Origin of the sequence: Megasphaera massiliensis (assembly GCF_000455225.1) — a bacterium.
Lineage (GTDB): Bacteria > Bacillota > Negativicutes > Veillonellales > Megasphaeraceae > Megasphaera > Megasphaera massiliensis.
Genome location: NZ_HF954537.1, coordinates 1299588 through 1314220, shown reverse-complemented (window position 1 = coordinate 1314220; position 14633 = coordinate 1299588). Strand labels below are relative to the sequence as shown.

Here is a 14633-nt window from a genome sequence, read left to right as displayed (position 1 = left end):
ATGGCTAAATCTCCGGACTATATTGCTGCTAATGCTACACGGCAATACACTCGTCCATATAATACGCAGACGTTGCCACAGGTTAACTTTGCAAAATATGCCTGGGATGACCCGAAGTATGCGCTTGGCATGTTAATTGGCAACGCTATTGGTCAGAATTATTTAAACAATAAGCAGAAACAAGCGGATCAGATGTTGTTTAGACAGCAGAATCCCGTATCCATGCCGGACGATGTACCTTTGTATGATACTAACTCGACTCCCATGATGGCAGACGGTAAGACGGCCGCAATTGGTAACGCCTATAGCGGTTTTGGTGCAAATCCGAACCAGGTAGCAGCCGACTATCTTACTAACCTGCAAAATGTTCCTGGGCGATTAAATTACAATGCCGATACAGGAGCCGTAAATTATCAATCGCCTACGTTTTTACCGTCCATGTATGCTGATAACAATCTGGGCAAATATTATCCGACGGCTACGGATGCAGATGGGAACCTCATGGGCAATATCTCATTCGCTGACTATCTTAATAATCAGAGCAAGGCCGGCAACGGTAAAGGATTATTAGACTTTAATACCTTGCAACAAATGGCCGCGAGTGATACCGCTAAAAGTAATAATCCACAGGCTACGGTAGCGCAGAGCATGGGCGTATTACCCACGGCCAACGTTGATATACCGCCAGTAAGCAAGCAGAACATTCCTGCCATAACAGGCCAGCTTGGCCAGCCTATTAACGGTAATTTATCTTTTGGCCAGTCAAATCTCGATAACGCTTGGAAATATAAAAATCCGTATTTAAAAAGCGATGGTAATGTAGCCGACGCATTGCCCATTGATACAACGTCGGCAATTCAGGACAACGTGCCTATAAAGCCGGTAGACGATACACCAATCAAAGAACCGGATGCGCCAATCAAAGATAACAATGAACAGCCCATAAAGGCCGTGAATGACGCTCAGACTAATCAACAGATACAAGGCGACACTCAGGACCAACAGCAAAATAAAACGCCTTCTAGCGTCGAACAGGCGGCAAATAATGGCGATAATAAAAGCGGATTATTCCCGAACGACCCGCAGAAACTCATGAATCAGTTGTTCCCAGGCGAAACACAAATAGATAATCCGGACTACAAAGACTTGCTGGATAAGTACAACAAAGAAACCGATCCGACGAAAAAACAGGAATTGTCTAGCCAGTTGGACAACACTCCGGCATATCTGCTTAGAAGTGAAAACCCGGAATATGTTGCTGCTAAGCAAATTGTAGACGCCGAAACAGATCCCAAAAAGAAAACGGAAATGAAAGGGTATTTAAACAACATTGCAAGATATAATACGCGCCCGCTGGCACCAACGGAAGGCAGTTTAAGAACCAGTCTTAACGGAAACATTCCGCCGCACATTGATGCGCAAAAGAATGAATCCGACTTTACACACTGGGCAATTCAACATGATATGCCTATCGAGGTCGTAAACTCGACGTTGGAACGTTATCGACCACAATGGCAGGCACAAGAAAATGACTACAACCAATATAGAGCCGGTCAAATAGCCGCCCAGTATTGGAATGCAATCAATCAAGGTAACTATTCGGACGCTTCTATTTATGCCCAGGCTATGCAACAGTACGATCCTAATATTGCCTCTTACCTGCTCTCGAATACTCCTGGAGGACGTGATTTCTACGCTACCGGCGTAAAGAAAGAAATGGCCGACATAGGCGACCAGATAAAACGACGACAAATGGCAGTTACCAATCAATACGCTAACGACAGAATTATATTGCAAGGAAAGGTTAACAGCACACTTCAAAATAATCGTATGAGGTGGCAGTCAAGCGAAAAAGAAAAAGAACGTAAGTTTAAGGAATGGGAAGATAACTTCAAAGCAAGCCAAAGACCATCCGGTCGTAGCGGCGGATCGTCGTCTGGTGGAAACACAGATAAAGACGCAGTAGCAAACGCCTATAAATTCGTTAATTATTGGGAAAAGGAACATGAAAAAGATGAAGATAATAGCTGGAAGTCGAACAGTGACTATATTAATTCCAAAAATCTTATATCGAGGTCGGTTAATCCGAACTATGACTTGAGTAACTACAATGACTTATACAGCTTTGCAACTGATATGATAATGGACAAGGCTAACGGGCAGAATAATCTTTCCGACGTTGAAATCGCGAAAGCACTCTATGCAGCAAATTCGGCCGACGCACCGTCTGTTATTCAAGACCTTAGAAAGTCAGGCTATTCAATACCTTTCTTAAATCCTTAAAAGGAGTGTGACAGTCAATGCCATATTATGATAAGTTCGTCCGCATGGTGAATGGCGGTGACTTAGAAAGCGATAAAAATCTGGATTACTACAAAGAACAGTCCGCAGCCGCGGATTCGTCTGGCCAACAGTCGGGAGACTCGTTTCTTCCTAACCTTACTTCGTGGGCCAATGCTGCTGCTAACTTTATAGCTCCAGGTCGTGCAGAGGCACTTGCACAATACCCGACGTATAATGGCGGGTATGTTAAACCGTGGGATGTGTGGGGAGAAACCACACAACAACGATTTAAAAAGAATGCTCAAGAATATCCACACGGTACCGCCTTTGGGATGGGCTTTGCAGAAGGCGCGGCGAACGCCATGGGCTCTCCACTTTCGCTCGTTGGGATTGACAGCGTACAAAACGCAGTCGACGCCTATGAAAATTATTGGAAACCAGTACGTGACGAATGGGACTCACAATATGGCGATAATATTTTGACAAATCCTAACCAAGCTGCGTTTTGGTTAGGTCAGGGGTTTGGCTCGACCGTTGCAATGGTGCCAGCGGCCGAAGCAGTCCCCGCAAGTATTGTTGGCCGCGGTGCTGGTGTTATGGGAAAGGCTCTTAGTCGCGTCGGACTGGGGAAAGTAGCTGGATCGGCGGCGTTTAAAGAAATTGCACCGGATATGGTTAAAGGTGCCATTGGTAAGAACCTTCTTGAATCGGCTGGTGAATATGGGAATACCGTAAAAGATTTGCAGGATGAGGGCCTTAGTTATGGTCAAGCAATGCTTAAAGGCGCTCCTGTAATGGCTGAAAATATGGCATTAGGACTTGTTACAAGCCCGGTTGAATATGCCTTGATGAAAGGTGCTGGCGCGAAAGTTTTCCGACCAAGTGTAACCGAAAGCGCTGCTAAACGTCTTGGAATGGCTATCCCTAGATCGATTCCTGGCGTAGCGTTGGGTGCAGCCAACGAAGGGATGCAGGAAAATATACAGCAGGTTATTCAAAACAATGCAGAAGACAAGCCTTGGGGGAACCCGTTCAATCCATATGCATGGACGGATGATCAGCGAGACAGTTTTTTAGCGGGGGCTATTGGTGGTATTGGCATGAGTACACCGGGACATATTGCTGCGTCTATGTCTTCTAGACCTAATATTACGACCGATGAAAGTGGCAACCCTGTATTTAATACGAAGCAAGCAGCTGCCGAATATATTTCTAACAGTAAAGACCCTAACGTTTCAGCTATTGCTAGACTTGCATCTGATAATGCAGAAAGTCAAAATGATAATGCGCAGGACTCTATAGATCAGTCTATGGCTGATTTTGATGCATTCACTCAGAAAGAAGAAATTTATAATTTCTTGAACAATAATACGGTAGACCAGATTGGCCAGGAAAACTATGACTGGCTTGTTGGTGTTATCCGAAATGGCACTCCAGAAGAAGTCAACAACGCTTATAACAGTGTCATTAAAGCTCAAAAAGAAACGGCTGCACAAAAACAGCCTGTTACACGCAGCAGCATGAATGCTAATACCGGTAATTCGATGGTTAATGCAGTCATTCAAGCGGCTAATGATTCTGACGTAGACCCGCGGTTGGGCCTGGCCATTGCAGCCCGCGAAAGTGGAGGCGATGATGTTAATGCAATCGGGATGCCCGAACCTCATGATGGAGTATATGGCATTATGCAGGCACAGGACGAAACCGTTGAAGATTTAGGACTCGACAAACAATATCCGGATTGGAAAACAGACCCGTATCAAAACGCCATGGTCGGTATGGCTATCCTTAAAGCTAAAATTGCCGGTGAAAACGGTGACGTATGGGCAGGCGTTCGTGCTTACAATGGTTCTGGCCCAGAAGCTGAACAGTATCGGGACATGGTTAAAAATAACTATGACAATATGGGTGACGTTGGAAATTCTAGTGGCGGCTATGACGGTAACGTTCTCGATGAAAATGGAAATCCCTACTATGATATCAGTGAAGCTGATGCTCCAAACGTAGAAGGTGAAACCCAGGATACAATCAACAAATTACAAATTCTTGTGCATGACTTCTATAAACAATTCGGACAGCGACTTTCTATTACATCGATGAAAAGAGACGGGGACCCGAACGCCTCGTACCATAATACCGGCAATGCCTTTGACACTGCATCCGATTTTCTTGAACAGAATAAAGATGCTCGTGAATGGCTCATGCAACGCGGGCAGGAATTGGGACTGACTCCGCTTGATGAATACGAACACCCTAGCGCTAATGCAACTGGCGGCCATGTACATTTTTCTAATAATGGAGGCCCTATTTCTGGCAATGCGACCGTTTCTAATAACTCATCAGACAACGATATTGAAAGAATGCAAAGTCAGTTTGATAGCGAAATGAATCAAATTCAGGCTGATAGCAATGCTGCTATGAACGACATTATGAATGACGATTCTATGGAGCGTACAAACGCTGAAATTGATCAGGAAGCGCAGGCAGCACGGAAAGCAGCACAGGAAGATCAGGCCAAACTTAACGGAGAAAATAAAGTAACCGCCGATGACGTTGTTCCGGATGTAGCTAAAAATGTTCTGGATAGCTCTCAAGACATTGATGAAGTGAATACGTTGGACGGCATGTTTACGAACGATGCTAATGGACAGCCGAAATTCGTAGACACTCCAGAAAACAGAAACTACATTAAGGTCAATTATAAGAAAGAAATTGGTGATGCCGTTAAACAGGCAATTGCCGATAATGCAACGCCTACAACAAAAGCCGCCGACAAAGTTACACCAAAGAATCAGACGGAAGCACCACACGCCCAGTTGGGCCGTATTCTGTCTACGTTTGACCGCAATCATCCGCAATTCAAACAATATATGGATACGTTCAGAAACGGAACAGAAGAACAGCAGGCTTCATTGGCTGACCAGTTGCAGCAGTCCCAGGCACAGGCAAGAGAAGCCGCCAAAACGACCATAAAAACGACTGCTACGCCTTCTCCCAACAACAAGCAGGAACTTGTACAGAGTCCTACGGATAGTGACGTCTCCACACAAAGACAGAATGAACAAAACGATATTCCGACCAAAAAAGAAAAGCCAGAATCTTTCAAAGCAGTTTATAAAGAAGACGGCAATCAGTGGAGAGGCGGTCTAAAAAACGGGGAAATTACTACATGGAGTACGGCCGTTGGCAAGGATGGACCGTGGACGATGAAATTTGACGTAAATCAGCTCCATAGGGCCTTTGAGAATGCTAAAACAGAAGCAGAAGCGAGAGCTATTATCCATAATCAAGTTCGGAACGAGTTTGCAAAACGCATAGATGGTGCAATAAAAAGCGCTGGCGGGGAATCAGCACTTAACGAGTGGAACATGAACTTTAAGGATAACCCTGCTATGAATCTGCTTTATGATGGAGCCGAACAGGCGGTTGCAAATCTTTACGAGCAAGCCAACGGACAATCTCTAAAAGATAAATTCAAACACATTAAACCAGAAAATGCCAAGATGGTTACTTCAAGAAAGGAAGTCGATACAAATGAAAAAGGCAACGAAGATAACAGCCGGAACGCCGAACGTCAGCAAGCTGAAAGTAAAGACGCGCAAAGTACCGTTTCCGAAAAAAGTACCGAAGGTGACGTACAAGAAGAAATAAATCATTCAGCCGATACCATTACAAGCGAAGAACGGGAAAAATTAGCCTATTACAAGGATTTAAATGACCGTGTAAATACAACTCGTGACGACGCAAAGTCAGGAAAAATCACATATAAGGAAGCTGAAAAACAACTAGATGAACTAAAAAAAGAATTCCATGATGCCGAAACAGCAAATAAGGTAGACAGGAATGACGATGAACATCATCAGATACATATTGATCTTATAGAGGCTAACGATGAAATTACATCAGGGGCTTTAAGAGAACACATCCGTGAATTAAAGGCAAAAAAAGAGCAAAGTAAAAAGTCTGAACAGGAAACGCCAAAAGTACAGTCATCTCATACTGATCCGTTCAGAAAGGTCATTGACGATATTTCCAACAAGTTACAGAATAAAGAGCTGACTCCGAAGCAGACACAGGATAAACTGAAACGTGTCTTGATGGATGCTGGCCATGCTACATACGGCACGTTCGATGACATGGAACTCGTCAAGACTGACAAGCAGTTAAGCAATGACGAACGGACTCAGGTAAACAGCATGGTTAATGACGCAATGGCTGTCGCTAATCAAATGAGTGTAGAAGCGTCCAAGAAACGCAAAGAAAAGAAAGCTCAGAAGGAAGCGGTTGTAAGTGCTAAGGACGATGCACAAGAGAAAGTAAAAGACGCCGCTAAAAATAATACAAGCGAGCTTGCTAGAGAAGATGCTCGATTTGGAAGTGTGGCTGATGCCGAAGAAGCCGTTATGGCCGCATTTGGTATTAAAAAACACGACAAGCCAAAAAACACACCTTCTAAAAAGGGATTCTTTGATAGTCCTAGTCCTGCAAATAAAACGACAAAAGAAACAGTCAAACAGAATAAAAAACCAAACCCTAGAGAAACACAGGAAACACCTAAAAAGGCCACGACTCCGAAGGACAATGAAACAATAAACAAGACGTTCCATTTGTTAGATGATAGCGACGCGGCATTGGAAGCTGAAAAGAAAGCCATTCTTGCTGAACTTTCTAAAATTAGCTCTAATCCTATGTTTAATCCAACGCTCATGTACCACATGGTTAAGCTAGGAGCCATTCATGTACAACGCGGACTGAATACATTTGCTAGTTGGGCAAGGGCTATGAAGGAAACCATGCCACAAGGCGAACCGTTTTTGCGTTCGGTTTGGACTTCGTTACAATCGATGCCTAAAAATGCCAGCCTTGACGAAAAGCGGTTTACGGCGGCGGTTAAGTATGTCGGATCAATGTATGACCATGGAATGACTGACAAAGTCCTTTTGCGTCGTGAATTTATCGGGACATTAGGCGCACGTAATGCAAGATACTTTGACGCGGTGTATAATGCAGTTATAAACTATCCTAGTGTTGAAGAATTGAAAGGAGCGACGAACAATGTTAATAGCAGCACCGATAAGTTGGCTTCACGATCTGGCGAAGGGGCCAGTGAAAACGTATTGGGGCAAGGTAGTGTTCAAAGCGGAGGACCCGTGCGCAGCGGCGGACGAGATTTTACATCGACAGGAAAAGAACCCGAAGAACGAAAAAATGGCGATGTCGGCGTTTCAAATCGTGGCACCGCTGTTAGCGGAGAGACTAGCAATCGCACAGTACAAACTGAAAAATCCTCGGATCGACGCTCCAGAAGTGTTGAGCTATCAAGAAGCGTTAGAGATAGCTTTGAGGGATTGCCCGACGATGAATCAAAAGGAAATGACGAATCTGTTAGAGCTGTTGAAAACAGACCCAAGCATGAAAACCCGATAGAAAAGGTACAAAAAGAGCAACGTGACAGCACTCTTGATAGCATAAAAAAAGCATTGCCTATGCTTTTTCCAGAACAGGCTGAAGACGTGATGCTTGCAGAAGATCGTTTTAAAAACCATAATGGTATGATGTTTACTAATGGCACCGGAACAGGCAAAACTTATACGGGGCTAGGTATTGTCAAACGATTTATGGATGCAGGCAAAACAAATATCCTTATCATTGCTCCTAGTGACGGCGTGTTAAATCAATGGGAGGGGGATGCAGAAAGATCTTTTGGTATTAAGTTAACGCGACTCGAAAATAAACAAGATGCAGGCAAAGGCCCTGTTACGGCTACATATGCAAATATTGGAGATAACCATGTACTTGTAAATCGTGAATTTGATTTAGTAATCACAGACGAAAGTCAAAAATTAATGGGTGGATCCAAGGCTACACCGACACAAGCGCTTAACTTAGTACGTGCAATTACGGGGCATGAAGATGGATTCCAGCGGTATCATCACGATAAACACCCCGAACTAGATGAGCCGATTACGAAGTTAACTGCCAAAATAAAGTCAATCCATGATAATATCGATAAACTAGATAAAGAACGAAGTGACGTTCTCCGTAAAGGGAAGTTACCGGATGCTGAAATCGATAAAAAGATAAGCAGTCTTGAGGATGAAGCTCGTGAATTGCAGGAACAAGTACAAGGCCTTAGAGGAAAACTAAAGGCCTTTGAAACCGAAGATAAAGCTGAATTTGCTAAGCGTAATCAATCTAAAGTCGTGTTCCTGTCAGCTACGCCCTTTGAACATGTTGCTAATCTCGACTATGCGAACGGATATCTCTTCAACTATAGCGATTATGGACCTATGGAAGAACAGGGCTATAACAATGCTAATGGCAAAGAGACGTTCTACATGGAAAATTTTGGCTATCAAATGCGTTACAATCGCTTGGAACGCCCTGGCTCCGAAGTAGATACCGACCTTTTGGAACGGCAGTTCAATCACAAACTCGTTGAATCAGGGGCTATACACGGACGTATGTTATCATCTGAATATGACTACGATCGTGGCTTTATTCGCATTGATGCCGGAGTTGGAAAAACGATTGATGAGGCCTTTGAATGGTTTAGAAACAAGCCTGAATATAGAGACTTATATGAATTCCTGAACAACCAGTTTAAAGGGTTTAAGAAGTTGTATCTTCTTGAAGCAATCAAAGCTAAACAGGCGGTGCCACTCATCAAAGAATATTTGAAGTCTGGAAAGAGAGTAGTTGTTTTTCACAACTACAATAAGGGCGGTGCCAACAATCCCTTTGTCATGAGTTCCGAATTAAGAAGCCAGCTAGAACGTGCAGCAGACCATGAGTTGGCGGGGAAGGTCCTTGAACAATACGATAAGTTTAGCCAAGAACGGCCAGATTTAATGAGGCTCGACTTAAACGGCCTTGAATCTCCAATCAATGCTCTTACAACCGCATTTGGCGATAGTCTTGTGTTGTATAATGGTACGCTTAGCAAGAAACAACGTGAAGCCAATAAAAAATCTTTCAATGATGATAAAAGCAAAACTAAAGTAATTCTTATACAGTCTGATGCAGGTCAAGCGGGCGTATCCTTGCATGATACAACCGGGAAGCACCAACGTGTATTGATTAATTTAGGACTTCCTACAAAACCTAGTGAAGCTATCCAACAGGAAGGGCGTATTTACCGTGTAGGGAATAAATCAAATGCTATGTTCCGGTATCTAAACACAGGTACATATATGGAACAGGCTGCATTTGCTACTAAACTAGCAGAACGCGCGGCAACCGTCGAAAATCTTGCGTTGGGTGATATGGCTCGTGAATTAAAAGCGTCATATGTACAAGCCTTTGAAGAATCTCAAGAAGGCGACGAATGGCACAAATACCTTCCTGGAAGTGCAACCGAAGGCACTGGTGGCAAAGCTATCGACTATAAGAATCAGCATGAAACGACAGACTTTGACCGTGCTAAAGGCGTATACTTTGGCAAGCAGAAACGAAACGCGCGGACAAAAGCCCGTGAAGGGATAGATTTCTTTGCGACTCCGGAACCGCTAGGGCTTAAAATGGTTGAATGGCTCGACAGCAAACCAGGTGACAGTTTGCTTGAACCGTCTGCCGGTGACGGCGCTATCGCTAGGTGGATGCCGAACGACACCTATAATACCGTTGTCGAACCGTCGCATGACTTGAGTCCCAAACTCATGCGTAATGTTTCCAATGCTAAAGTTGTTGAAAACTACTTTGAAAACCTTGACCTGCACAACAAATTCGACGGGATCGTTATGAATCCGCCGTTCGGCAAAGGCGGGAAGACGGCCATTGAACATCTTGCAAAAGCCTACCGACATTTGAAAGACGGCGGTCGAATCATTGCAATAGTTCCGGATGGTCCTTCTTGCCAGAAACATTTTGACAAATGGATGTATGGCGACCAGGAAGCAAAACGTAAGGAAGATAGAGGCGTTCCAGATGCTGTTATCATGGCCGAAATAAAACTGCCAAGCGTAACATTTGAAAGAGCTGGAACAAGCGTCGGGACAAAGATCTACGTTATCGATAAATACACCGACGAAAGTACTCGTGAAATTGCCAATACAGAAGCACGAGGGCCGATTGAATTAATGGCCAACAATATCAATGACTTGTTCGACTCACTCGAAAACAGAACCATGCCGGATCGTATCGGAAGTATGTCGGAAGATACTCAATATTCCGCCCGTAAGGCTGGCGAGGCCATTATTCAGTCCAAAGAAGAATTAAAGGCTGGCATTAAAGAAGCATTTCCTACGGCGAAAGATATCAAAGAATACGGCGACCGCATTACATTTACCATGCCAAACGGCTCACACATCGTTGTAGACGTTAAGAATCAAATAGTTTTGACAGAGGATGAGTTGTCCAGAGCAAAAAAAGACCACTCCATTGACGGAAATGACAATGTAGTGGTAGAAGGTTTTGCAAAGACACACGGAAAAGATGCGTATATAGCTTTGGCACAGGGTAGCCGGCAAGGTACAGTGTTTCATGAAGCTTATCACGTTGCCGAACAAGCTGTATTGACGAATGAAGAAAAGGCGGCCATTACTAAATCTATCCCGAACGCCGAAGACCGTGCCAACAAATATGCCGAATGGGTGGAAGCTCGTAAACATGGCCGCGGCACGGCGTGGGGCAAACTCTTCCAGAAGATTAAGGATTTTGCCGCAAAGATGAAGATAATATTCACTCGTACAGAGAACGTACACGACGTGTTCCAGAAAATTGAGTTGGGCAGAGTGTGGGAACGACCAGAAAACAGCGATGGTAGTCAGCCCAGAAGTTACTCGATGTACGCAAAAAGAAAATTAAAAGAGGATATGCAGTCCTTTGCAAAAAAAATAGACGACTTTATGAATCACAAGTTGTCGTATGATGAGTATGTGCGGGTGATGGATACTCCTCTAGTTTTAAATTTGATTGGTGAAAAAATGTTGCCAGTGTATATTTCCCCACGCGTATTAGATAAAGTATTGCATTGGAAACACGGGCTCGAAATTTCTCCAGAAGTACTAAAAGAAATACCTCGCAGGATTGCAGACCCTATGTTTATTTTAAAAGCTGTTGACAACAAAGGTGTTGAAGATATATCTTCAAAAATTGTAGTCGTTGATTTAAAAGATAATGATGGGGCAACTATTATGATCCCGTTTGTTATGGAACAGAAGACGAGAGACGGAAATAAAATTGTGGGTAACATTATAAAAAGTGTTTATGGAAAAACAATCGGAAAAGGCAATAATCACCCAAACAATACATGGTATATCGATAGGTTAATGCGTGGCGATTGTATTTACATAAACAAAAAAAGAACCGACCACTGGCTTACTGGTATAAATACCTCAGCCCGGACGCCTAATGGTCCACTGGTGGTCGATTCCTTTAATTTGTCTAATATTATAGCAGACGAAACAGATTTAGGCAAGTTAAAAAAAGAGGATCCAATCCATTATTCTATTCGACAACAAGAACAGAAAATAGGCAATGAGGCCAAAAAACGCTTCATGAGCCATATTGAAATATCTCAGAAACAAGAATCGGAAAACGACATCGGCGTTCATCGAACCTTGTTGCAATCTCCGTCAAGAATTGCAGAAAAGAAGAAATATTTCAAACCGTTCTTTAAAATGGCGGACGATGCCATGAACCTTCTTACTAAATTACGGGCTGATTACCAGCGACATTTGGATTCCGCATTAGATTTAAGCAAGAAAGATAAAGCTACCTTGCAAGAGTTATTATGGTCCGGTGATATGGAAGGCAAGGAATATACACGTGAGGAACTTCATAAACAAGGATATAACGAAAAAGTCATTGACAGTTATTTGGCAATTCGCAATCTCTTCCGCAAGGCTTATAACCAACTCAACGAAACTAGAAAACAAGCCAAGACAAAAACAGGACATTTTGCTGGCCATAAGTTGGATGAGTTGAGGAACAATAAGTTCGTTGAAATACTTCGCGAAACGAAGCAAGATGATGGCAGTACCCTCGTTTCTTATAAGGAGCATGGAAATTGGCAGTCTCATTATTTAGTCAATGAGTATGAATTGAAATCATTAGAAAATGACGATAACATCCAAATCTTGGAAAAGGCTCCAACGAAAGAAGGCCCCATGGACGGGAAGAAGCATTGGAAAGTAATTACTCGTGAAGGGGTACCGGACATTCATAACCGCAAAGGCTATATTCCCCATTTCTTCCATGAATATATGGTAAGGTGTGTAGATAGTCACGGTAAATCTACCGTAGTTTCTAGTGGGCGTACTATTCGTGAAGCTACAAAAAATGCCATTAAATGGCAAGCTGAAAACGAAGAGATGCTCAAAAAAAATAACGAGGGAGATTGGAAAATAACAATCGCCCCTAAAGTCTTTGATTTTGGAGAAGTCGGGTTAGATGAAAGCCAATATGCTACCACGGTTGGCGATAAGGATTTCTACCGGATGGCAAAAAAAATAGCCGACAAACATAGTTTGACATTGTATGAAGCCAAAGAAATGCTGGACGGGATTGTCAAGAAAAAAGGGCGTCATCGTTTCTTTGGTAACTTCATGCAACGGACGGGGGCGGATGGCTATGAACAAGAAATAGAATGGGTATTGCGACATTATTTCAACAGCACATCGCGATATGTAGCTATGGAAAGTAAATTCAAACCTCAAGCGATTTCTTTGTTTGAACGCCTTTTTGGTAGGTTTGATAATGAGTATCACGGATTGCCCAATTATATTAAAGAATATATTAATGATATTAATGGTAATCCATCTACGCTTGAAAAGCAGTTAAATGATTTGCTGAACGCCACACCTGCTATCGGTAAATGGGTCAACGCACGCTTCGGAGATCGAGCCGCGGTATCCCTTGCAAATTCCATTACCAATAAAATTTCCATTGCCAAACTAGGATTCCTTAATGTGTCTTCTGCGATGTTAAACATTTTACAGGTTGCCAATGCGGCTGCGTATACTGGCAACATATCAACCTTATGGAAGGCGTTGTTAAAGGGAGCACACCGGAAATATAGTTTGCACGACTTAAAGATACTCCGTCAAACTAATGTATTGAATGATATTGGACTTGATAGTGGAGCTGGGTATGGGAAATTCTCTGCTGGGAAATGGGCTAACCGGGGAATGATTCTTTTTAAAGAGTCAGAGGGGATTGTTCGCCGTGGCGTAACTTTAGCGGCTTATGAAGCTGCCCGCAAACGTAGCATGAGTCATGAAGAGGCTATTAGATACGCGAAAGACGTAAACCGTAAATCAAACTTCGATTATGGAGTCCATGATGCACCTGGAATTTTTCGGCGTGGTTCGATAGCTTCGCAGATATTATTGCAATTCAAGAAGTATCCTATTAAACAGTTAGAAGCAATGAAAGACTTTCTTCCATTTTTTGGCAAGGAAACCACTAAAAAGCAAAAGACTATTTTCTGGGGTACCTATTTTGCCATGGCTGGTTTGTTCCAGATTCCATTTGCAAACATTCTGGGATTGCTAATTATGGGAATTACCGGTGATGATCCGGAAAAAGAAGCCAAGAAGAGCTTAATTGAACTTGCTGAAAAATATCCATCACTCAAGCCTATTGCCAAGATAGGTATGTACGGTATTGGTGCTTTCGCAAACATTGATATTACGAGTCGAGTTGGTATCGGTGATGCAGTTCCAGATGACCTGAATAGCTTGTTTGGACCTGCTGCTAGTACGTTGTTTAATGTCACTAAAAGCGCGTATGGTGGGGATGGTTGGATAAAACAGGTGCGTAATATATCGCCTGGACTAGGGAACTTATTGATGGCTACACAAGGAGAATCTGTTGGTAAGCGCGGACGTACAAACCAAGAATACACGACACCATATCAGCGATTACTTCGTGGAATGGGATTCCAATCTACAGATGAAAGCGATTCTTATTTAATTCAATCAATATTGTCTTCCGAAAAGAAAAAGGCAAGTAGCAAAAAACAACAGCTTGTTGATGAGTATATCGAGAATCCGACAGGAGAAAATGCACGCAAACTAAAGGAAGCTGGTATCAAGCCTTCCACTGTAAAAGCAGAGCAGAAGAAGAAAAAGCTCGATACCCAAGGAAGAACAGTGTCAAGTATGAACAAAAGCGACAAGAATCAATACCAATATTTGCTTGACTGGTAAAAGAAACGGCCTGCTGTCCATCTCGGACGGCAGGTTGTTTTTTGTTTATATAAATGAATCATCGTTAATAGATGTAAAACAAAAGTCTTGAATAATCTGATTTATACTTGTTTTGAATTTGATATATACTTTTTGAATGATTTGCGAAAATGGTAAAAGTAGCCTACTATCTATATCAGGTAGCAGGCTACTTTTTTT

2 protein-coding genes are annotated in these 14633 nt (G+C 42.9%); both read left to right on the top strand.

Annotation, left to right across the window (positions count from 1 at the left end; all coding sequences use genetic code 11):
- On the top strand, positions 1-2283 hold the full coding sequence (locus tag TX77_RS09500) for a hypothetical protein (protein WP_044504630.1): 2283 nt from the start codon (positions 1-3) through the stop codon (positions 2281-2283).
- A 17-nt stretch (positions 2284-2300) separates the two neighbouring features.
- The gene (locus tag TX77_RS09495) at positions 2301-14435 is read left to right on the top strand and encodes a transglycosylase SLT domain-containing protein (RefSeq protein WP_044504628.1); all 12135 of its coding nucleotides are present in this window, start codon (positions 2301-2303) and stop codon (positions 14433-14435) included.
- Positions 14436-14633: the final 198 nt, after the last annotated feature.

Excerpts from the sequence above, each read along its gene's own strand:
- TX77_RS09500 (WP_044504630.1), top strand. The coding sequence starts at position 1 with ATGGCTAAATCTCCGGACTATATTGCTGCTAATGCTACACGGCAATAC.
- TX77_RS09495 (WP_044504628.1), top strand. The coding sequence starts at position 2,301 with ATGCCATATTATGATAAGTTCGTCCGCATGGTGAATGGCGGTGACTTA.